This is a genomic window from Xanthomonas sp. NCPPB 3005 (assembly GCF_041228095.2).
Classification (GTDB): Bacteria; Pseudomonadota; Gammaproteobacteria; order Xanthomonadales; family Xanthomonadaceae; genus Xanthomonas_A; species Xanthomonas_A bonasiae.
The window spans coordinates 1,679,071-1,701,097 of the sequence record NZ_CP166096.2; the positions used below are offsets into that span (position 1 = coordinate 1,679,071).

The following is a 22,027-nucleotide window of genomic DNA, read 5'->3' on the forward strand; positions in this document are numbered from 1 at the left end:
GCCTCAGCCGTTCGCTGCCTTCGCGCGCGGCGACACCCACATGGCGATGCTGGCGAAGAACACCACCTGTTCGCGCGCGTCGCGGATCTCCACGCTGACCGGCAGCTCGTAGCCGCTGTCGGCGGCCACGATCGCCACGTCCGGCGTCGCCACCGCGTGCATCGTGCCGTTGGCCTTGCTGCGGTATTCGACGCGCATGCCTTTGGGGATCCAGCGCATCGACGGCGGCAGGCTGGCATCGACCATGACCCCGCCGGCCAACTCGGCCAGGTTGCACAACGCGATCGCATGCACGGTGCCGAGGTGGTTGCTGACCCGCCGCCGATGCGCGATGCGCGCCTCGCAGCGGCCCGGCTGCAGCACGGTGATGCGCGGGGCGATGCTGGCGAAGTAGGGCGCCTTGAAGCACACGGCGCGGGAAAACAGCCATTGCCCGGCCGGCCAGCGCTGCATGCGTCGATAGAGCGACAGCAGTTTGCTCATGGTGCGTGCCTCAAATGAAGACGGCGGACCGAAGTCCGCCGTCGTGGTGAGCGCATTGCCGAATGGATCTCAGGCCGCTTCGCGCGAATGGTCGTCGCCGGCCGTGGCACGGTGGTAGTAGCTGGCCGAGCGCAGTTCGTCGGCGTCGAAATCGTCCACGCTGATCGTGTCCATGGTGATCTCGCGCAGTTCCTCCAACTGGCGGCGCTCGTCGGCCGACAGCACGCCTTCGCGCACCGCCTCGTCCAGCTGCGAGGCGAAGTCCAGCGCCTCGATGCCCTTGCTCTTGAGCGCCTTCAGGAACTTGCGCTCGACCGGCTCGGCCAGCACCGCCTTGGTCAGGTAGCTGGCGATGCGGCCGCCCGGATTGTTCTCGCACGGGGTCAGGAACACGCCCTGGCCCAGACGGTCGCGGGCTTCGTTCGGCGTCATCAGCAGCGCGGCGACGCGGTGGCCCAGGCGGTCGCCCGGGGCTTCGGCGCGGCGGCCCCACGGGAAGATCAGCGCCCACATCAGCCAGCCCACCGGACGGATCGGGAAGTTGCGCAACGCCGCCGACAGCGCCAGCTCGATCTTGTGCACGCTGTCGTGGAACGCCCAGGCCAGCAGCGGCTGGTCGGTCGCCGGCGCGCCGTCATCGTGGTAGCGCTTGAGCATCGCGCTGGTCATGTAGATATGGCTCAGCACGTCGCCCAGGCGGCCGGACAGCGATTCCTTGAACTTCAGCTTGCCGCCGAGCATCAGCATCGACACGTCGGCCATCAGCGCCAGGTTCGCCGAATAGCGGTCCAGCTTGCGGAAGAAGCGGCGGGTGTAGGCGTCGCCGGGCGCGGCACCGATGCGTGCGGCGGTCAGGCCGAACCACAGCGAGCGCACCGCGTTGGAGATCGCGAAGCCGATATGGCCGAACAGGTTGCGGTCGAACTCGTCGACGCCGGCCTTGTGGTCCGGATTGCCGGCGGCCTTCATTTCCTTCATCACCCACGGATGGCACAGGATCGCGCCCTGGCCGAAGATCAGCAGGCTGCGGGTCATGATGTTGGCGCCTTCCACCGTGATCGCGATCGGCGCCGCCTGCCAGCTGCGGCCGGCGAAGTTGCGCGGCCCGAGGATGATGCCCTTGCCGCCGACCACGTCCATCACGTCGCTGATGACCTCGCGGCTCATCGTGGTGCAGTGGTACTTGGCGATCGCCGACGGCACCGACGGCACGTCGCCGCGGTCCACTGCCGCGGCGGTCGCCTGCGATAGCGCGCTGATCGCATAGGCCTTGCCGCCGATCCGCGCCAGCGCCTCTTCCACGCCCTCGAAGCGGCCGACCGACAGGCCGAACTGCTTGCGGATGCGCGCATAGGCGCCGGTGACGATCGCGCCGTACTTGGCGCCGCCGCTGGCGGTGGAGGGCAGTGTGATCGAGCGGCCCACGGCCAGGCACTCGTTGAGCATGTTCCAGCCCTTGCCGACCATGTCCACGCCGCCGATCAGCTGGCTGAGCGGGATGAACACCTCGCGGCCGTGGATCGGGCCGTTCTGGAACGGCGAGTTCAGCGGGAAGTGGCGGCGGCCGATCTCGACGCCGGGGGTTTCGCGCGGCAGCAGCGCCAGGGTGATGCCGATGTCCTTGGTGTCGCCGATCAGGCCGTCCGGGTCGTACATGCGGAACGCCAGGCCGACCAGCGTGGCCACCGGCGCCAGGGTGATGTAGCGCTTGTCGAAGGTCAGCTTGACGCCGAGCACGTTGGCGCCATTCCACTCGCCCTTGCAGACGATGCCGTAGTCGGGAATCGAGGTCGCATCGGAGCCGGCGAACGGGCCGGTCAGGCCGAAGCACGGCACTTCCTGGCCGACCGCCAGACGCGGCAGGTAATAGTCCTTCTGTTCCTTGGAGCCGTAGTGCAGCAGCAGTTCGCCCGGGCCCAGCGAATTTGGCACGCCGACGGTGGAGCTGACCACACTCGAGACCGAAGCGATCTTCTGGATCACCTTGTGGTGGGCCAGCGCGGAGAAACCCAGGCCGCCGTATTCCTTGGGAATGATCATGCCGAAGAACTTGTGCTTCTTGACGAAGCTCCACAGCTCCGGCGGCAGGTCGGCATGGACGTGGGTGATTTCCCAGTCGTTGGTCATCCGGCACAGCTCTTCCACCGGGCCGTCGAGGAAGGCCTGCTCCTCGGCGGTCAGCTGCGGCTTCGGATAATCGAGCAGCTTCTGCCAGTCCGGGTCGCCGGTGAACAGTTCGCCCTCGAAGCCGACCGAACCGGTTTCCAGCGCGATCCGCTCGGTCTGCGACAGCGGCGGCAGTACCTTGCGGAACACCTTCAGCATCGGCGCGGTGAGCAGCGGCTTGCGCACGAACGGCAACAGCAGCGGCACCGCGACCAGCGCCAGCAGCACGGCGGCGACGATGGTGGCGGTGTGGCTGGCGCCGAGCAGCCAGCATGCGACCAGCAGCGTGGCGCTCAGCGCGGCCCAGACGGCGAGCCGCATGCGGTGATAGGCGGCGAAGGCGCCTGCCAACAACAACACGAGGAAGGGTGCGACGATGCTCATGGGCTTGCTCCGGGGACTTGCTCGGTGACGGCGGACGGTGCGCCGGCGCTAGCCGGTGGCAGTGCGTCCAGATAATGCAACACAGTGGCGGTAAACGCGGCGTTGTCGTCGCCGGCCAGCATATGCGTGGCTTCGGGCAGGTGCACATGCTGCGCATGCGGCACCAACGACAGGAATTCTTCGATGGTCTGCGGTGTGACCAGGTCGCTGCGCCCGCCGCTGACCAGCAGCACCGGGCAATGCACCTTGCTCGCGGCCTGCGCGATCGCGTCCTGGTGCTGCTCGCTGTCGCGCGCCAGCTCCTCGACCAGGCGCGGGTCCCAGTGCCAGTACCAGCGGCCGTCGGCGTGCCGGCGCAGGACGCTGCGCAGCGCATCGGGCGACTTGCGCGCGCGCTGCGGCAGATAGGCGGCGATGGCATCGCCGGCGGCGTCCAGCGTGGCGAAGCCGTGCGGATGCGCGGTCATGAAGGCGAGGATGCGTTCGACCCCGGCCGGCTGCCAGCGCGGGGTGATGTCGACCAGCACCATCGCGCGGAACAGCCCCGGCCAGCGCGCCTCGGCCATCAGCCCGAACAGCCCGCCCATCGAGGCGGCCACCAGCACCGGCGCCGGCGCCATTTCGCCGGCGACCACGATCAGGTCGTCGGTGAATTGCTCGCCGCGGTAAGGCAGGGCGGCGGGATTGCGCGTGGAGTCGCCATGGCCGCGCGCGTCGTAGGCGACGCTGCGATAGCCGTGCGCCTGCAACGCCGCGGCGCTGGCCATCCAGGCATGCCGGGTCTGCCCGAAGCCGTGCGCGAACAGCACGCTGCCCGCAGCGCCGGGTTCGGTGACGGTCGCGGCCAATTGCATGTCGTCCGCGCCGGCGAGCAGGGCGGAGGCCGCAATCGGCATGCTGGAAGGAGAGGAAACCATACGAGCTAGTATGGATGAGCCGGCAGCGATGTCAATACGATGCAGTATGGAAACGAAAAGCCAATGCTGCCGGGCATTTGCGTGCGATTCATGGAGGGCACATACTGCAACCGACTTCCCCGTATGGTTAAATCGACGGATGAACAATGCCTCCGTGTCTACCACCGACGATGCCGCCGCTCCCAGCGGTGGCCGCAACAACCGACTCAGCGCCGAAGATTGGGCGCAGGCGGCACTGGACCTGATCGCCGAACAGGGCGTCAACGCGGTGGCGGTGGAGCCCTTGGCACGGCGTCTGGGCGTGACCAAGGGCAGCTTCTACTGGCACTTCCCCTCGCGCGATGCGTTGCTGCAGGCGGCGCTGGAGCGCTGGGAACTGGTCGAGCAGCAGCAGGTGTTCGGCAGCCTGGAAGAGGTGCCGGATCCGCGCACCCGGCTGCGCGCGCTGTTCCAGCTGGTCGCGCACGAGGTCAAGCCGCACATCATCTACAGCGAGCTGCTGAAGGCGCTGGACCATCCGGCGGTGCGCCCGGTCATCGACCGGGTCTCGCAGCGGCGCATGGAGTACCTGATCGCTTCGTTCCGCCAGGCCGGCCTCAGCCGCACCGATGCCCAGCACCGCGCCCGCCTGGCCTACGCGGCCTACGTCGGCTTCCTGCAGTTGTCGCTGCAGTTGCACCAGCCCAAGCAGGCGCGCGAGGAGTTCGAGGCCTACGTCGAACACGTGATCGTGACCCTGATTCCCGGCTGATGTTCCAGGAACTGACCCGCGCCAGCGTGCACGAGCAAGTGCGCCGCCATCTCGCCCAGGGCGACCATCGGCGTGCCGATGCGCTGTGCGAACAGGTGCTGGCCACGGCGGCGGACGATGTGACGCTGCGGCGCATGCACGCGATGCTGCTGATGGAGAGCGGCGAGATCGCGCGCGCCGCCCAGGCCTGGGCCCTGGTGGCCGCCGCCGAACCGAGCCTGGAGGCGTGCAGCCGGCTGGGCATCTGCCTGGCCCGGCTGGGCGAGCATGCGCAGGCGTTGCCGGCGTTCGAACAGGCCTTGCAGCTGTCGGCGGACGCGTTCCTGGTGCGGCTGTGCTACGCCGAGAGCCTGGATGCGGTGGGGCGCGGCGACGACGCCTTGCCGATGTATTTCGCCGCGGTGCACGCCGCGCAGGCCAAGGGCCGCTGGCTCGATCAGCACAGCACCGCGCCGGAGTTGCGGCCGCGGGTGATCGCGGCGATGGCGCGGATCGACCAGGGGCGGCACGCCTTGTTCGCGGCGGCGGTGCAGCCGCTGATCGACCGCTTCGGCGAAGCGGCGCTGCGCCGTGTGACGGCGGCGCTGCGGATCTATCTGGGGCTGCAGCCGCGTCCTGCCGACGACGGCCAGCGCCCCACCTTCCTGTATGTGCCGGATCTGGATCCCTCGCCGTATCTGGGCGCGGCGCGTTTCCCCTGGTACGCGCGGCTGCAGGCCGCCACCGAGGGCATCTGCAACGAAGTGCGGCAGGTGCTGGCGTCGCGCCAGGCGGTGCAACCGTTCCTGGATTTCAGCAACGGCGCCACGCCGCAGGACTATCTCAGCGCCAAGCACGGCGATGGCGCCTGGGATGCCTATTTCTTCTATCGGCACGGCGTTGCGCATGCCGAGAACCTGCAGCGTTGCCCGGTCACCGCGGCGGCGCTGGCGCATGTGCCGTTGACCCGGATCGACCTGCACGCGCCGGAGGTGCTGTTCTCGATCCTGGCGCCCGGTACCACGATCAAGCCGCACTATGGCGTCAGCAACTCGCGCGTGGTCACCCATCTGCCGCTGATCGTGCCGCCGGAGTGCGCGCTGGAGGTGTCCGGCATCGCCCACCACTGGCAGGTCGGGCAACTGGTCACCTTCAACGACACCTGCCTGCACCAGGCCTGGAACCACAGCGATCAGCTGCGGGTGGTGATGATCCTGGACACCTGGCATCCGGACCTGGAAGAAGCCGAGACCCTGGCGCTGCGGCAGCTGATCGAGACGATCGGCGCGTTCAACCTGCGCGCTGGCCTGTAGCGGGCGCAGTCGGCGGGACGCCGCGCGCGGCCCGCTCCAAGCACCCGGCGTCGGGCCGGCACGCGCCGCTCAGCGCTTGAACATCAGGTAGGTGGAGAGGATGTACTTGTCGTTGGAGACCGGCGGGTTGCCGACGTGCTGGTACATCCAGTACGGCGGGAACATCAGCAGCCTGCCGGTGCGCGGCACGGTCTCCACGTCCAGGTCGCAGAAGCGCGTGGTGCCGCCCTCGGCCACATCGTTGAGGTACCACAGGAACACCAGGTAGCGTTCGGACACCTCGTCGATCGAATCGAAGTGCGGCTGGAAGCGGTCGCTGCCGCCGACCTGGTATTTCTTCAGGATCAGCCGGTCGATGGTGGGCCGGTACGGGATCGACAGGGTCAGCCCGAGGTCCTGGTTGTAGCGCGCCAGGTAGTGCTCGATCTTGTCCAGGAAGAATCCCAGGAACGCCGGATCGGCCAGCTTGCCGACATCCAGTTCGGTCCAGTTGCTGTCGCCGAGCGCCGCGCGGCTGTTGCTGCCGTTGCGCTGGTGATGCGCGCGCGAGGCCTCGAAGCCGTCGATCAGTTGGCGGCAGAACGCCTCGGGCAGCGCATCGTCGTAGCTGCGGATGTAGTCGCTCAGTGCTTTCATGGCGCAGCTGTCTCCAGGTCGTACCCCCAATGCGTGGCCACCGGTTGCAGGATCGGCAACGCGCCGGCCAGCCACGGCGCGTAGGCGTGCCAGCGGTCCACCGCACGCCGGTTCACCGGTTCCACCACCTGCGAGTAGCTGGGCGTGCTGATATAGCCCTTGCGTGCGGCATGCTGGCTGAAGCCTTCCAGGAACTCGGGCTGCGCGATGCCGAGGAAGCCGCCGATGCGCTGCACCTGCGCGGGGAAATCGGCAACCGTTTCCTCGTACTTGAGGATCAGCAGGTCCGGCTGCAGCAGCGCCTGGTGGTGGATCCAGAACCGCATCGCGTTGACGTAGCTCTTGGCCAGGCGCTCCAGGCTGGAGCACAGCACCATGAACGCCGGCGAGCGGAAGTTCTGCATGTAGCAGCTCAGCAGCACGTCGCAGGGATGGCGCAGGGCGAGGATGATCTTGGCGTTCGGGAACAGGCGCACGATCATCGGCAGGCGCAGCATGTTGAGCGGATTCTTGTCGACCAGCTGCTGGCCCGGGGCCAGCGCGATGACCTTGGCGATCTCCGACCAGTACAGCTGGCGCATCGCCTCGACCTGCGCATCGTCAAGTGCGCCCAGATCGTAGGGATAGCGCTTGCCCTGCGCCTCCATCCACTCGATGCAGCGCTGCAAGGTGGCGCGTTCGTCCATCGACGCGTAACCCGGGTGCGCGTCCAGCATCTGCTCGAGCATGGTGGTACCCGAGCGCGGGAAGCCGACGATGAACACCGGCGAGGCGTCGCTGCCGGGCGCGTCGCTGCGCGCGCCGGCGTAGCGCGCCTGTGCGTCGTCCAGCCACAGGCTGGAGACCTGCAGCGGCTCTTCGTTGGAGTAGGCGATCTCCGGCACGCTATCGGCTGCGAGCTTGAAGTGGATGGCATGCGCCTTCTCCAGCATGGCCATCGCGGCGGCGGGATGGCCTTGCTTGTCCTCGATGCCGGCAAGAGCGAAATAGGCGATGGCTTGGACCTGGATGTGCGGCTGCAGCTCCAGCAGGTTCTCGATTGCGTGGCGTGCCGCGGCATAGTCCTTGCGGCGCTGCGCCAGCGACGCTTCCAGTTGCAGGATCTCCACGCGGGTCTGACGGTCGTGCTGCTGCGGCGGCATGGATGCCGCCTGCGCCAACAGCGCGCTGGCCTGTTCGACACGGTTGGTGCGCTCGTGCAACTGGGCCAGGCGGAGGACGTTGGACAGCGACGGGGCCTGTCCGGGCCGGCTCTGCGTGAGCAGCGCTTCGGCTTCATCGGTGCGGCCGACCTGGATCAGGGCGGTGGCCAGTTCCTCGCGCAGGTTGTCCGGCAGTTGCGGCCAGATCGCCGGTGGCGGCAGCAACGCTGCCGCGCGCTGGGCGTCGCCGCACTCGAAGCAGGCGATCGCGGCATAGATGCGTGCCTCGGCCTGGCTGGGGTCCAGGTCCACGGCATCGAGGAATCGGTGGCGGGCATTGGCGATGTCGCCCTTGTCCAGCAATACCAGGCCGTAATCGACCAGGTAGTGATACGTCTGCGGCGCCAGCGACAGGGCTTGCCGATAGGCGTGCTCGGCCGGGGCGTGCTCGCCGAGCGTGCGCAGGGTCAGGCCGAGATTGGCCCAATGCGCGGATTCGTGCGGCTGCAGTTCGGTCAACCGCCGATAGATGGCGGCAGCGCCTGCGATATCGCCGGCATGTTGCAGCGACATCGCCAACAGCGTGTTCCAGGAAGGATCGCCAGCGGCGTTGGCCAGCGCCTTGCGACAAAGGTCGGCGGCCATCTCGGCCTGACCCTGGTCGATCAATTGGATGGCGTATTGCAGTTGCGGTGAGTTCATTCGGATCTGCCAATGAAAAGGGCCGCGCGAATGGTTCGCGCGGCCCCGTCTTCAAATCAAGAGCGTCGTTGCCGTGCTCAGAAGTTCATGCTGTAGCGAGCCCACAGGTAGCGGCCCACGGTGTCGAAGCTGTTGACGTCCGTGTTCGCGTTGAGCACGTTGTTCTGATACAGCATGGGCGGCTGCTTGTCGAACACGTTGTCCAGGCCGACTTCCACCTTCGAATTGAACCACGGCAGCGCGTAGTTCAGGCTGACGCTGTGCAGGAAGTAGGAGCCGTACGAGGTGACGATGTTCGGGTAGCCTGCGTCGGAGCTGAAGTTCTGCGACGGATCGGCGCTGCCCACGTCGAACGGACCGATGTAGCGGATACGCCAGCTGGCGCCCAGATCGCCCTTCTGCCAGTTGACGAACAAGCGGCCACGGACCCGCGAGTACAGACCGTAGGTCTTGTTGTAGGTGCCTGCCACGTGGGTCACGACGCCATCCGGATCGGCCGGGTTGGTGTTGTTGTCGTAACGCGCGATGTAGGTGCCGTCCAGGCCGAAGGTGTAGCTGCCCCACGCGGTATCCGGCAGGCGGTAGCGCAGCGCCAGATCCCAGCCCTTGGTATCCAGGCGGCCCAGGTTGACGATCGGCTCGCGGATGAAGTTGACCTGGCCATCCGAGTAACGGCTGATGAAGCCGCAGAACGGGCTGCTTTCGTCGTTGTAGCAGATGTTGGCCACGGTCTGCGCATCGGCGCGGTTGATCGTGTCGTTCAGGTACAGGCGCCAGTAGTCCAGGCTGGCCGAGAAGCCAGGCAGCCAATCCGGGTCGTACACCACGCCCCAGTCGAACGACTTGCCCTGTTCCGGCTTCAGGTCGAAACCGGCAGCGACCGAGCCCGACCACACGCCGGTGGTCTGCGACAGGCCGCTGGAGGTGATGCCGGTGGCGGGAATGGCGGTCGCGCCCGAGCCCGCGCCGCACGCGGCTTCGTGATTGCGCGAGGTGCCGGTGGCGCCGTAACCGATACACGGGTCGGTGAAGTTCGGCGCATCGCCGCTCGCACCCGCGTACAGGTTGTCGATGGTCGGAGCGCGGAACACTTCAGCCACCGTGCCGCGCAGCAGCAGGTTCTCGATCGGGCGCCATTCCAGCTGGATCTTGCTGTTGGTGGTGTTGCCGAAGGTGTTGTAGTCGGAGTAACGCGTACCCAGGGTCAGCGCCAGCAGGTGCGCGAACGGCACTTCCGACAGCAGCGGGACGTACAGCTCGCCGTAGACTTCCTTGACGTTGTACTTGCCGCTCAGCGGGGTACCGCAGGCTTCCTGCGAGATGAAGCAGTTGCCGTTCGCGTCGGCGATGGCGATGTAGTCCACCGCGCTCTTCTGGTACTCCTCGCGCCAGGACACGCCCACCGCCAGCTGCGCGGCGCCGGCCGGCAGCGTGAACAGCTCGCCGTTGGCATTGGCTTCGAAGCTGCGCATCTGGTACGTGGTCGAGTAGGTCGGACGCGCTTCGTAGTCCTTCAGCGTCGAGATCGTCTGCGGATCGTTGATGTTGAAGATGTTGAGCGGGGTGCAGCCGGCGATCACGTTGCCGGCGCTGCCGCACTTGACCACGCCGTCGGTGTCCTGGAACGACGGGCCCAGCGCGTCGCGCAGGCCGGCGTAGTACACGTAGCCGTAGCTGGTGTTCTCGCGGGTGTAGTGGCCGTAGTTCATCGCCGCGTCCCACTTCCAGGACGTGTCGCCGACGAAGCCTTCCAGGCCGGCGACGACCTGGTCGGTGACGGTGCTGTAGTACGAGCGGCGCTGGCCCAGCGAGGTGAAGCGGGTCAGGAACTGGTTGTACTGATTGCCGGCGGTGTCGGCACCGAAATCAACGCCGAACGGGTTGTAGAAGTTGTCGGCGGAGATCACCACCTTGTCGCCGCGTGCATCGAACGGCAGCGCCGCGATGGCGAAGTTCGAGCTGGTCTTGTTGTGGTAGACCTGGGCGAACGCGTTGATGCTGTCGGTGATCTGGTAGTTGGCCAGGAAGAACGCGTTGGTGCGCTCCTGCGGCGTCATGATCAGGTTGGTGGCCTGATAGTTGAACGAGTCGCGCGCGCCGGAGTAGCAGCGGTAGTCGCCCTGCGAAGCGCCGCTGGCGCCCGGGGTCAGGGTGACGGTGGCGCAGCCGTACTGCGTGGCCAGGTTCGCCGGCATGGTGATGCGGCCGCCCGGGGTGCGGCTGGAACCGAGGATGGTCACCGAGCCGCTGTACAGGTAGGTGGCGTCCTTGGAGTACTTGCGGTCGGCCGAGGAGATGCCGTCGAACTTGTTGTAGTTCAGGCCCGCCATGATGTTGCCGCGGTCGCCGACCTGACCGAAGGTCACCGAGCCGCCGTTACGCGCGCCGTCGCTCAGGTGGGTCGCCTGGCCGTAATCGACCGTGACCGCCAGACCTTCGAAGTCCTTGCGCAGGATGAAGTTGACCACGCCGGCGACGGCATCGGAGCCGTACACGGCCGAGGCGCCGCTGGTCAGCACTTCGATGCGCTCCACCGCGGTGGCGGGGATCGAGTTGACGTCGTTGTTGGCGACGCGGCGGCCGTTGACCAGCAGCAGCGTGCGCTCATCGCCCAGGCCGCGCAGGTCGACCGAGGACTTGCCGTCGCCGCCGCCGTTGTTGACCGCCGGGGTGGACGGTGCGCCGGACATCGCCGGCAGTTCCTGCACCAGGTCGCCGAGGGTCAGCTTGCCGGTCTGCTCGATCGCGGCGCGATCGATCACCACCACCGGGCTGGCGGTTTCGGTCTCGACGCGGGCAACGCGCGAGCCGGTCACCTGGATCGTGTCCAGGGTCTTGGAGGGGTCGCTGGAAGAGCTGTCCTGGGCAACGGCCGCACCCGTGCTGAGCAGGGCGGTGGTGCCAGCGGCGAGCGCGAACGTGATGGCGTCGCGCAGGCGATGGGTCTTGCAATTCATTGGCTCTCTCTCCGAATGAGATGTGGTGTCAACTGAAGGTTGTCCGGCGGTGGCGTCGAAAGGCGATGCCAAAATCCGCAGGGTGAACCGATAGTAACTGCGTCTTCAGAGAAATTAAAGAGTTGTTAATAAGATCGACATAACTGTGATGTAAGTATCACTAATTTGCGCCGATCGGACAAAAAAAAGCCCCTCAAGGGGGCGTTTTTCCGCGGCAACTCCTTTTCGAACAAGGGGTTGTGCTTACAAGTCCTGTTCGTAGCGCACGTAGGGGATGGTGCCTTCCTCGGTGCTGATGTTGTTCGGGGCGAACGGGTTCTTGCCGCGGGTGATCACGTTCTCGGCGCCGACGGTCAGCTGGCCGCTCCACGGCGTGCGCCAGGTCAGGCCCACGCCGAGGCCGGACCACTTGCCCGGCTGGCCCGGCGCGTCGACGACGCGGCCGATGACGTTGGCGCTGAACGAGCCGTAGCCGCCGCCGATGCTCAGGCTCTTGCTGTCCCATTGGTCGACCAGCGCCTGCGAGGCATCGGCGATCGGGACCAGGCGCGCACGCGCATAGGTGCCACCGATCGAGACGAAGCCTTCGCGGCCGATGTTCTGTTGCGCGAACACGGTCAGATCGTTCTGCTCCATGCGCAGCGCGGGCGTCTTGTTGGGACCCGCCAGCCACGCCGGCATGTTCTCGCGGCCGGTGCCGGCCGACAGCGACACGCGCCCGCCGGGGCGGTTGAAGGTGGTGGTCGCAGCAACGTGGTGGCCGACATCGTTGTCGTCGTCGCCGAGGCTGGCGAGCATGCAATGGCTGGCCAGCCCGCTGATGCTGCTGCCGCTGGCGCTGTTGCACAGCAGCCCGAGCGAATCGCCGGAGGACAGGCCGAAGGCGGCGTCGAGCGAGTTGCGGCCGAAGTGCCAGCGCGCGCCGACCGCCTGTTCGCCGGTCGGCTCCAGGTACAGCAGCGCCTCGACCTTGCCGCTGCCCTTGTTCCAGACCGGCAGCACGGTACGGTCCGCGGGCTTGCTCTGCGCATGCGCGCCCGTGCTCGCCGCAAGGGCGATCAGCAGGGCAAGTGGCAGGCGCAGTAAGGCTCGCATCGGCAGTCTGTGACTCTCGGGCGGGGACTAAAGTTCCCGCCGTGCAGGGTGAACGATACTAGGGGGTTTATGTTTCTTTAACAAGTCGGACTCCCCGGTCCTAGTCCTCGCCCCTGGCTATTGCAAGCGCTCCGAGGGCGCCGGTTCAGCCGGGGTTACAGCGAACAATACGCCGAATTCCGTCAAGGGGAAGTCATAGTGTCGGCCGCAGAACTCGCACCGTATCTCAACTTGGCCGGTTGCCTCGGCGGCGGCGCGCGCTTCTTCCTCGCCCAGCGAGCGCAGCATGGCGGCCACCCGCTCGCGCGAGCAGGAGCAGCCGAAGCGCAGCGGCTTGGTGCCCAGCAGCTCCGGCGCTTCCTCGTGGAACAGCCGGTGCAGCAGGGTGTCGGCCGGCAGCGCCAGCAGTTCGGCCTCGCTCACCGTCTCGAACAGGGCGCCGGCGCGGTTCCAGCCGTCCTCGTCGCCGCTGTCGCCGGGCAGCTTCTGCAGCAGCAGGCCGGCCGCCTGGCGGCCGTCGGCGGCCAGGATCAGGCGCGTCGGCAGCTGTTCGGACTGGCGGAAATAGTCTTCGAAGGCCTCGCCCAGTTCGGCCGCCGACAGCGCCACCAGGCTCTGGTAGCGCTGCGGCTCGCGCGGGTCCAGGCCGGGGTTCTCGATGGTGATCGCCAGCAGCGCGCCGCTGCCCAGCGCGCGCAGGTCGCGCGGGGCGTCGCTGCCCTCGCCGAGCTGGACGATGCCGCGCAGGGTGCCGGCCGCGGTGCACTCGGCGAACAGGGTGCGCAGCGCGCCCTGGCTGCGCAGTTGCACCGACAGGCGTCCGTCGACCTTGGTGTGGCCGGTGAACAGGGCCGCGGCCACGCAGGCCTCGCCCAGCAACTCGGTCGCCGCGGCGGGATAGCTGGCTGGCGCGAGGATGTCGCGCCAGGCGGACTCCAGGCGCACGTGCACGCCGCGCACGCCGGCGCTGGGCAGCAGGAAGCGGGTCAGGTGATCGTGATCGGAAGAACTCATCGCGGCCTCGCTGCGCATGGGAAGATGGCGACCGCAGGATAGTGGGTCATCTCGGTGGACAAAGTCGAAGAAGGCATAGCAATGGGGGCGACGCGGGGCGTTGCAAGTGGCGCGGCCGTGCCGCGGCGACGGCGCTGGCTGCGTTGGCTGCTGGCGGCGCCGCTGTTGTTCGCGCTGGCGAGCACGTCGCAGGTGATCATGCTGCGCTTCGTCGATCCGCCGTTCTCGGCGATGATGCTCGAGCGCCAGCTCGGCGCCTGGGGCGAGGGCGACTGGTCGTTCCGCGTCGCCTACGACTGGCGCGACAGCGCGCAGATCGCTCCAAGCCTGCCGATTTCGCTGGTGGCCGCGGAGGACCAGCGCTTCCCGAGCCACCACGGCTTCGATCTGGAGGCGATCGAGAAGGCGCGCGACCACAATGCGCGCGGCGGGCGCCTGCGCGGCGCCAGCACGATCAGCCAGCAGGTGGCCAAGAATGTGTTCCTGTGGCAGGGCCGCAGTTGGCTGCGCAAGGGATTGGAGGCCTGGTACACGGTGCTGATCGAGGCGCTGTGGTCCAAGCAGCGGATCCTGGAGGTGTATGCCAATGTCGCCGAGTTCGGCGACGGGGTGTACGGCGCGCAGGCGGCGGCGCGCAGTTTCTGGGGCAAGGATGCGGCGCAACTGAGTCCGGCGCAGAGCGCGCTGCTGGCGGCGGTGCTGCCGGCGCCGCAGCGCTACAACGCCGCGCGCCCGGGACCGTACGTGCAGCGCCGCGCCAACTGGATCCAGCGGCAGACGCGGCAGCTGGGCGGGCCGACCTATCTGCAGGCGCCCTAGGAACATTCGAGCTATGGCGCATGCGACGTTGGCCGTTTTTGCATATGCGCGTAGCGACGTGAGCGCTCGGGCGCCAGCCCATGGGCCTGCCTGAGCCGTCCCGGCGTAAGGCGGTCACTGCCTGCCAGGACGCGGTCGAGGGTTTCGGCATGGCGCTGCGCAGGCACCGCGTTTTAGCCCCTCTCCCATCGGGAGAGGGGTTGGGGTGAGGGTACGGCCTTCCATGAAGTTGGGGTCTTCGGCGGCAGGCGTGTCCTCATCCGCTTCTTCGAGGCCCCTTCTCCCGATAAGGGGGCCATGGTCCCTGTGGGAGAAGGGAGTGACTCCGGATCCTCGTCAGGTGATGCGCTGCCGCTGGTGAACGCGCAGGCCGCTCCGTACCATCGGCACATGGAACCCGAGCGCCTGACCGTCGTCGTCACTGCCTTCAACGAGGCGCAGACCCTGCCGCTGCTGCAACCGCGGATCCTCGCCGCGCTCGATGGCGTGGATGGCCTGGAGGGGCGGGTGCTGTATGTGGACGACGGCAGCCGCGATGCGACCTGGGAGGTGATCCTGGCGCTGGCCGCGGCCGATCCGCGGGTCGGGGCGCTGCGCCTGTCGCGCAATTTCGGCAAGGAGCTGGCGCTGACCGCGGGCCTGGATTTCGTCGAGCACGGCGCGGCGATGCTGCTGGACGCCGACGGCCAGGATCCGCCGGAACTGATCGCGCAGTTCGTCGCGCATTGGCGCGCCGGCTACGACGACATCTACGGCACCCGCATCGCGCGCGACGGCGAAGGCTGGCTCAAGCGCGGCACCGCGTCGCTGTTCTACCGGGTGATCGGACGCCTGTCGAAGACGCCGATTCCGGCCGACACCGGCGATTTCCGCCTGCTGTCGCCGCGCGCGCTGGCGGCGCTGGCGCAGTTGCGCGAGCGCCATCGCTTCATGAAGGGGCTGTTCGGCTGGGTCGGGTTCCGGCAGATGGCGTTGCCGTACCGGCGTGCGCCGCGGCTGGCCGGGCGCAGCAAGTTCGGCCTGTGGCGGTTGTGGAACTTCGCGCTGGAAGGCATCACCAGTTTTTCCACCGCGCCGCTGCGGGTGGCGACCTATCTGGGCCTGGCGACCGCGGTGGCCGCGTTCGTGTTCGGCACCTGGATCGTGATCAAGGCGGCGCTGTGGGGCGATCCGGTCGCCGGCTGGCCGACGATGATGGCGGTGATCCTGTTCCTGGGCGGCGCGCAGCTGATCGCGCTGGGCCTGATCGGCGAATACCTGGGCCGGCTGTACGAGGAATCCAAGCAGCGGCCGCTGTATCTGGTCGACAGCTGGCGCGCACCGGGCGGAGGAGTATCCTCGGCCGTACGATCCAGCGAACCGGGAGGCAGCGATGCGTACGGTACGACAGTTGTTGGGCGACAAGGGCGGTGAGATCCACGCGGTGTCGCCGGATGCGGCGGTGGTCGACGCGCTGCGGCTGATGGCCGACAAGGGCATCGGCGCAGTGCTGGTGATGCAGGACGGGCGTCTGGCCGGCATCCTCTCCGAGCGCGACTACGCGCGCAAGGTGGTGCTGCAGGACCGCTCTTCGGCGACCACGCCGGTGCGCGACATCATGAGCGCGAAGGTGTACACGGTGGAGCCGTCGCAGAGCGTGCAGCAATGCATGGAGCTGATGACCGGGCAGCGCATCCGCCATCTGCCGGTGGTGCAGGCCGGCGCGGTGGTCGGAGTGATCTCGATCGGCGACCTGGTCAAGGCGGTGATCGAGGAACAACAGCAGGAGCTCGATCAGCTGCAGCGCTATATCAGTAGCTGACGCGGGATTGGGGATTCGGGATTCGGAAAGTCAAAAGCACATCAGCCGCTCTTGCTTTTACGAATCCCCAATCCCGGCTTTCCACAGCCGAATGGCTGGTCATCCCCAATCCCGGCTACTTGGCGTAATGACCGCCGCAATCGGCGTCCTTGCCCGGGCCGGTTTCCAGCGTGGCGAGCAGGGCCGCCGGCGGGGCGATGCTGCCCAGCGCCAGGGCGATCGCGCCGCGCATGCCCAGGGCCTTGAAGTCGGGGCGGAAGGTCGGATCCTTGAAGGTGCCGCCGACGCGCAGCGGCGAGCGCAGCGACAGAATGCTGCGGTCCTTCGGGCGCGCCTTCAGCAGCAGGTCCAGCGTCTCGTCGCCCAGGTCGATGTCGCCGCTGCCGATCAGCAGCGTATCGGTACTGTCGAAGGCCAGTGCGCGCGACGCCATCACCCCGTCCCTGACCGCGAAATCGCCGAACGCACAGCGCACCGGAATCTCGCGGTCCTTGGTGACCAGGAATTTCAGCGATTCGGCGATGTCCAGTCCGGCCAGTTCCATGATCAGGTTGCTGATGTGGCCCTTGCCCATGCCGATGGCGACGCTGCCATCGGCGCTGCCGAGCATCTGCGCGATCGAGTTGCCGGTGCCGGCGAGCGCGATCTCGCCGCCGATCGCGCCGGAGGCTTCCTTGGCCAGCTGACCGTCCGGGAACAGCTTTTCCAGCCGCATGCCGCGCACCGAGATCTGCGCGCGGGTGGCGATGGTGGGCTTGCGCGCGTCCATACGGATGTCGGAGCGGATATTGCCGCCGGCCACGCCGAAGTCGAGCGGTTGCAGCAGCAGGACGCCATCGTTGAGTTTCAGGTGCGCGTCCATGTCGTCCAGCGGCAGCGTCTGCGCGTTGATCCGCTGGGCCTTCCAGCGTACGTCGGCGTCCATCGCGCGCAGCTTGCCGAGGTCGTACGGGGTGGAGGGCAGCACCTTGCTGTCGGCGGCGAGCTTGGCGGCCTGCGCCTTCTGTTCGGCGTTGGCGGTCTCGCCGGCGCCAGTGCGCGGCGGCGCGCCGACGAAGCCGGCCAGATCGTCGAAGTCCAGGCGACGCGAACGCAGGTCGGCGCGCAGGAACGGGCGCTGCCCGGCGGTGTCGATCTGCACGGTGCCGGCCAGGTCGCTGTCGCCAGCGCGGCCGCTGAATTCTTCGTAGCGCCAGATTTCGCCGTTGCGCTTGAGCCGGCCGTCGAGTTGGTAGGGCGGGGTGGAGGGAATGGCGATGCCGAGCAGCGGATACAGGTGTTGCATGTCGGTACCGGCCAGGCTCAGTTGCAGGTCGAACACGCGCAGCTGAAACGGATTGGTCAGCGTGCCGCGCATGTGCGCGCGGGTGCTGCCGGCGCTGCCGCGCAGGTCGATCTTGAACGGATGGTCGCTCTCGCTCAGTTCCAGCGGCGAGGCGGTGCTGCCCTTGAGCGTGAACGGGTTGCCGCGCCAGCGGCCATCGCCGGCGACCGCGATCGGCGGCGCTGCGTCGCCGCGGCGGCGCTGCGAGGTCAGGCTGTCCACGCTGACGTCGATGTCGGTGCGGCCGGGGATGTCCTGGAAGCGCAGCCGCCCCTGCTGCACCAGCATGCGGCCCAGGACCACCTGCGTCCCGCCGTCGTTGCTGCCGAAGCTCCAGTTGCCGGGTTGCCCGTTCGGTCCGGTTTCCAGCAGCAGCGTTGGCTGGGTCAGGCGGATCTCCGGAATGCGTACCTTGCCGCGCAGCAACGGCCACAGCGACAGGTCGATCTCGGCACGCTGCGCGCTGGCCATCTGCGCTTGTTTCGACCAGTCCGCGTTGGCGAAGCGCAGGCGATCGCCGCGGATGGTGATGGTGCTGCCGAGGTCGACGTCGAGATTGCCGTCGATATGGAATGCGCGGCCGGTCTTGGCCTGCACCGCGCGTTCTACCGGACCTTTGAACCAGTTCCAGTCGAAGATCAGAATGACCACCAACAGCACCAGCACCAGTGCACCGAGGACCAGCGGCCAACGCCGCAAGCGGCCGTCGGGACGGCGCCAGTGCCAGGAGCGGCGCCGGCCACGTGACGCAGAAGTGGGTTCGCGATCCATCCCGCCATACTAGGCAGCGTGCGTGCACGGGGTGCGAAAGCGCGCCCTCCGGCAAACCGGTCTACAGGACTTGCCCGGTCACCGCGACGAAGTGGCAGACGCTGCCGCCGAGCACGAACAGGTGCCAGATCGCATGGAAGTAGCGCACCGTGTCGCGCTGGTAGAAGTAGGTGCCAAGCGTGTAGAACAGGCCGCCGGCCAGCAGCCAGCACAGGGTGCGGACATCGACCGAGTGCAGCAGCGGTTCGATCGCCACCACGATCAGCCAGCCCATGGCGAGGTAGAGGATGGTCGACAGCAGCCGGAAACGGCCGGTGAAGAACAGCTTGAAGATCACCCCGGCCAGGGCGATGGTCCAGATCGCCGCGAACAGGCCCCAACCCCAGGGGCCGCGCAGGCCGATCAGGGTGAAGGGCGTGTAGGTGCCGGCGATCAGCACATAGATCGCGCAGTGGTCCAGCACCTGCAGCCGCGCCTTGGCGCCGGGATGCGGAATGGCGTGGTACAGCGTGGAGGCGGTGTACAGCAGCAGCAAGGCGACCCCGAACACGATCGCGCCGGCCAGTTGCCAGCCGTCGCCGTAGATCGCGGCCAGGGTGATGAGCACCGAACTGCCGGCCAGTGCTGCGACCGCGCCCAGGCCGTGGGTCAGCGCGCTGGCGAGTTCGTCGCGCCAATCCGTAGAAGGCGGCGCGTCGGCGTTCATGAGCGAGGACCGCGGGTCTGCTTCCATGACCCGAAACGGTACCGCAATTGCGAGCGGTTCGCATCCGTTGCGATGCGGCACTTGGCGCGCGGTTCATGCCCGCGCGCTGCCGCCTCGGTTCCTCGCGTCAGTCCAGCGCGACGCTGTGCGCGTGCTCGCGGGTCGCGGCGAAGCGCACGTCCGGCGCGCGTTCCTGCGCCAGCTGCAGGTTGACCCGGGTCGGCGCCAGATAGACCAGTTCGCCGGCGCCGTCGATGCCGAGGTTCATCGCGTTCTTCTCGCGGAATTCCTCCAGCTTCTTGGCGTTGTCGCAGTGCACCCAGCGTGCGGTGACCACGCCGACCGGCTCGAAGCTGGCGTCCACGCCGTATTCGTCCTTGAGCCGGTAGGCGACCACTTCGAACTGCAGCACGCCGACCGCGCCCAGGATCAGGTCGTTGCTCATCAGCGGGCGGAAGAACTGGGTGGCGCCTTCCTCGGACAGCTGCGCCAAGCCCTTCTGCAATTGCTTGAGCTTGAGCGGGTCGCGCAGCCGCGCGCGGCGGAACAGTTCCGGGGCGAAGTTGGGGATGCCGGTGAACGACAGCGCCTCGCCCTCGGTGAAGGTGTCGCCGATGGAGATGGTGCCGTGGTTGTGGATGCCGATGACGTCGCCGGGATAGGCCTCGGCGGCGATCTCGCGGTCGCTGGCCATGAAGGTCAGCGCGTTGGCCAGCTTGGTGTCCTTGCCGGTGCGCACGTGCAGGGTCTTCATGCCGGCGCTGAAGCGGCCGGAACAGATGCGCATGAACGCGACCCGGTCGCGGTGCTGCGGGTCCATGTTGGCCTGGATCTTGAACACGAAGCCGGTCAGCTTCTCCTCGGTCGGCTGCACCGGGCGGCCGGTGGTGGCATGCGCCTGCGGCGGCGGCGCGTGCTCGGCGAAGAAGTCCAGCAGCGGCTGCACGCCGAAGTTGTTGACGCCGGAGCCGAAGAACACCGGGGTCTGCTTGCCGGCGCGGTAGGCGTCCAGGTCGAACGGATGGCTGGCGCCCTGCACCAGCTCCAGTTCCTCGCGCAGTTCGGCCAGCATCTGCGCGCCGATCCGCTCGGCCAGGCCGGGCGCGTCCAGCGACGGGAAGATGGTCGAGTCCTGGCGGGTGAAGTTGCGGCCCTGTTCGTACAGGTGCACTTCGCCGCTGATCAGGTGCACCACGCCCTTCAGGCGCTGGCCCATGCCGATCGGCCAGGTCACCGGCGCGCACTGGATGCCGAGCACGGTCTCCACTTCGTCGAGCAGGTCGATCGGCTCCTTGCCTTCGCGGTCGAGCTTGTTGATGAAGGTCATGATCGGCGTGTCGCGCAGCCGGCACACTTCCATCAGCTTGATGGTGCGCTCTTCCACGCCCTTGGCCACGTCGATCACCATCAGCGCCGAGTCCACCGCGGTGAGCACGCGGTAGGTGTCCTCGCCGAAGTCGGCGTGGCCGGGGGTATCGAGCAGGTTGATGATCTTGCCTTCGTACGGGAACTGCATCACCGACGAAGTCACCGAGATGCCGCGCTCCTTTTCCAGCGCCATCCAGTCGGAGGTCGCATGGCGCGCGGCCTTGCGGCCCTTGACCGAACCGGCCATCTGGATCGCGCCGCCGAACAGCAGCAGCTTTTCGGTCAGCGTGGTCTTGCCGGCGTCGGGGTGGGAAATGATGGCGAAGGTGCGGCGGCGCGCAGCTTCCTGGGCAACATCGGACATGGCAACGGCGCCCACTGGGCGATCACGGCTACAGGGAAGAGCGCAATTATAGCGCCGCGGCGGCGGACACGGGTTGCGCGGCGGCCGCGGCGTCCTCGCTGCGCGGCAATTTGAGTTCGCCGAGCGCGCCGGCCATGCGGAACGGGATCGAGTCCAGGCGCATGCCGCGGTTGACCTGTACGGCGAAGTGCAGGTGCGGCGCGGTGCTCAGGCCGGTGTTGCCCGACAGCGCGAGACGTTGCCCGGCAACGACGCGCTGGCCCGGCTGCACCGCCACGCCGCTCGGCGCCAGGTGCGCGTACAGCGCCATGCTGCCGTCGGCGTGGAGGATGCGCACGAAGTTGGCGCGGCCGCCGAAGGTCTCGCGGTCCAGTCCGGCCTCGGCGAAGCCCGCTTCCACCTGCATCACCGTGCCGGCGCGCGCGGCCAGTATCGGGGTACCTTCGGCCAGGGCGAAATCCAGCGCGTAGTAGTTCTGCGCGTCGTGGTGGCTGAAGTGGCCGCCCACGCCCTGGTCCACGCGCACCGGCGCCGCAGCGAACGGCAACCGGTACAGGGCGTCCTGCGGCTTGGCGGCCGGGTCGCCGGGCACGGCCTCCAGTACCAGCTCGAACGGACTCGCGTAGCGCGGGTCGCTGGCGTACAGCCGCGACAGCAGCGCGCTGCCGCGGGCCGGCAGCACCGCGCGCAGCGGCAGTGCCGGGACCGCGGCGAGGTTGTCGGCGCGGCGGGAGCGCAGTTGCACCTGCAGCGGCCCATCCAGGCGGTTGTCGGCCCAGACCTGTTGCCGTGGAGGTTGGCCATCCAGGCGCAGCTGCGCCAGCGGCGGCTCGGCGCTCGCCGACGCCGACGGCGGTTCGGGCGCCGCAGCGCGCTGCGGATCGGCCACGTGGTCGCCGTAGTGGGCGATGCCGTTGGCGTCCTTCCACGCATACAGCGTCCCGGCTGCGCCTGGGGTGGACGCGACACCCAGCGCCCAGGCGACCAGCAGCGGCCAGCGTGGCGCGGCGCGGAACGGAGCGAGGGCGTTGTGGGCGGTGGCGGGGGCCGGGCACTGGCCGGGCATCGGGGCTCCTGGCGCCGGCGTGGGAGCGCCGTGGCGGTGCGGAGTATGCGGCAGCCGCGGCCCGGGCTCCCTTATATCGCTCCATCCGAATAAAGAGATTTGACAACGCCGAAAAACGCTGGCATCGTGGCGTCACCATCGAGACCGGCGGAGGGACAGGCCCTTTGATGCCGGGGCAGCCAGCGGACGCGCAAGCGACCGTGTAGGTGCCAAATCCTGCGGGGACCACCGCGTCCGCCGAAAGATGGTTCGATTCGTGCCTTCCGCAC

Annotated in this window: 17 protein-coding genes and 1 riboswitch; of the genes, 5 read left to right on the plus strand and 12 right to left on the minus strand. The window is 67.9% G+C overall.

Annotated features, from left to right (window positions below):
- Positions 1-3: 3 nt before the first annotated feature.
- The 3 genes from AB8810_RS07150 to AB8810_RS07160 form a co-directional block, all read right to left on the minus strand.
- Entirely contained in the window at positions 4-483 is a 480-nt protein-coding gene (locus tag AB8810_RS07150; protein ID WP_179566355.1) for a hotdog fold domain-containing protein, read from the minus strand.
- 69 nt (positions 484-552) lie between these two features.
- The gene (locus AB8810_RS07155; RefSeq protein ID WP_191826542.1) at positions 553-3,033 is read right to left on the minus strand and encodes an acyl-CoA dehydrogenase; all 2,481 of its coding nucleotides are present in this window, start codon (positions 3,031-3,033) and stop codon (positions 553-555) included.
- Positions 3,030-3,950, minus strand: a complete 921-nt coding sequence (locus AB8810_RS07160) for an alpha/beta fold hydrolase (protein WP_369915963.1) — start codon at positions 3,948-3,950, stop codon at positions 3,030-3,032. Before AB8810_RS07160 ends, AB8810_RS07155 begins: the two co-directional genes overlap by 4 nt.
- 139 nt (positions 3,951-4,089) lie before the next feature.
- On the opposite strand from AB8810_RS07160, the gene AB8810_RS07165 reads away from it, so the two are divergent.
- Positions 4,090-4,701, plus strand: coding sequence for a TetR/AcrR family transcriptional regulator (locus tag AB8810_RS07165; protein ID WP_184410732.1), 612 nt, complete (start codon positions 4,090-4,092; stop codon positions 4,699-4,701).
- Positions 4,701-5,993, plus strand: a complete 1,293-nt coding sequence (locus AB8810_RS07170; protein WP_369915964.1) for an aspartyl/asparaginyl beta-hydroxylase domain-containing protein — start codon at positions 4,701-4,703, stop codon at positions 5,991-5,993. The genes AB8810_RS07165 and AB8810_RS07170 overlap by 1 nt, the downstream gene beginning before the upstream one ends.
- 69 nt (positions 5,994-6,062) lie before the next feature.
- Here the strand turns inward: AB8810_RS07170 and AB8810_RS07175 are convergent, their stop codons facing one another.
- From AB8810_RS07175 to AB8810_RS07195, 5 genes are all read right to left on the minus strand, one after another.
- The gene (locus AB8810_RS07175; protein ID WP_179566345.1) at positions 6,063-6,629 is read right to left on the minus strand and encodes a 2OG-Fe(II) oxygenase; all 567 of its coding nucleotides are present in this window, start codon (positions 6,627-6,629) and stop codon (positions 6,063-6,065) included.
- The gene (locus AB8810_RS07180) at positions 6,626-8,473 is read right to left on the minus strand and encodes a sulfotransferase (RefSeq protein ID WP_369915965.1); all 1,848 of its coding nucleotides are present in this window, start codon (positions 8,471-8,473) and stop codon (positions 6,626-6,628) included. Before AB8810_RS07180 ends, AB8810_RS07175 begins: the two co-directional genes overlap by 4 nt.
- Positions 8,474-8,550: 77 nt before the next feature.
- Entirely contained in the window at positions 8,551-11,430 is a 2,880-nt protein-coding gene (locus AB8810_RS07185; RefSeq protein ID WP_191826546.1) for a TonB-dependent siderophore receptor, read from the minus strand.
- A gap of 243 nt (positions 11,431-11,673) precedes the next feature.
- Positions 11,674-12,525 (minus strand): hypothetical protein, encoded by an 852-nt coding sequence (locus tag AB8810_RS07190; RefSeq protein ID WP_179566339.1) that lies wholly within the window; start codon positions 12,523-12,525, stop codon positions 11,674-11,676.
- Between the two features lie 117 nt (positions 12,526-12,642).
- A complete protein-coding gene (locus tag AB8810_RS07195) occupies positions 12,643-13,557 on the minus strand; it encodes an Hsp33 family molecular chaperone HslO (protein WP_179566337.1) in 915 nt (304 codons plus the stop codon).
- Positions 13,558-13,620: 63 nt separating this feature from the next.
- On the opposite strand from AB8810_RS07195, the gene mtgA reads away from it, so the two are divergent.
- The 3 genes from mtgA (at position 13,621) to AB8810_RS07210 (ending at position 16,159) form a co-directional block, all read left to right on the plus strand.
- Complete coding sequence (gene mtgA / locus AB8810_RS07200; RefSeq protein ID WP_369915966.1) at positions 13,621-14,358, plus strand: monofunctional biosynthetic peptidoglycan transglycosylase; 738 nt, start codon at positions 13,621-13,623, stop codon at positions 14,356-14,358.
- 390 nt (positions 14,359-14,748) lie between these two features.
- Positions 14,749-15,771: a glycosyltransferase family 2 protein gene (locus tag AB8810_RS07205; protein ID WP_369915967.1), complete on the plus strand. Its 1,023-nt coding sequence runs from the start codon at positions 14,749-14,751 to the stop codon at positions 15,769-15,771.
- Positions 15,731-16,159 carry a CBS domain-containing protein gene (locus AB8810_RS07210; RefSeq protein ID WP_179566331.1) on the plus strand — a complete coding sequence of 143 codons (429 nt, stop codon included), beginning with the start codon at positions 15,731-15,733 and terminating at the stop codon, positions 16,157-16,159. Before AB8810_RS07205 ends, AB8810_RS07210 begins: the two co-directional genes overlap by 41 nt.
- 115 nt (positions 16,160-16,274) lie before the next feature.
- On the opposite strand, the gene AB8810_RS07215 is transcribed toward AB8810_RS07210, so the two are convergent.
- From AB8810_RS07215 to AB8810_RS07230, 4 genes are all read right to left on the minus strand, one after another.
- Entirely contained in the window at positions 16,275-18,254 is a 1,980-nt protein-coding gene (locus tag AB8810_RS07215; RefSeq protein ID WP_369915968.1) for an AsmA family protein, read from the minus strand.
- Positions 18,255-18,315: 61 nt separating this feature from the next.
- A complete protein-coding gene (locus tag AB8810_RS07220; protein ID WP_179566327.1) occupies positions 18,316-18,960 on the minus strand; it encodes a hemolysin III family protein in 645 nt (214 codons plus the stop codon).
- Between the two features lie 127 nt (positions 18,961-19,087).
- Entirely contained in the window at positions 19,088-20,692 is a 1,605-nt protein-coding gene (locus tag AB8810_RS07225; RefSeq protein WP_179566326.1) for a peptide chain release factor 3, read from the minus strand.
- Positions 20,693-20,738: 46 nt separating this feature from the next.
- Positions 20,739-21,758 carry a peptidoglycan DD-metalloendopeptidase family protein gene (locus AB8810_RS07230; RefSeq protein ID WP_369915969.1) on the minus strand — a complete coding sequence of 340 codons (1,020 nt, stop codon included), beginning with the start codon at positions 21,756-21,758 and terminating at the stop codon, positions 20,739-20,741.
- Positions 21,759-21,890: 132 nt separating this feature from the next.
- Positions 21,891-22,009, plus strand: a riboswitch (SAM riboswitch).
- Positions 22,010-22,027 lie beyond the last annotated feature (18 nt).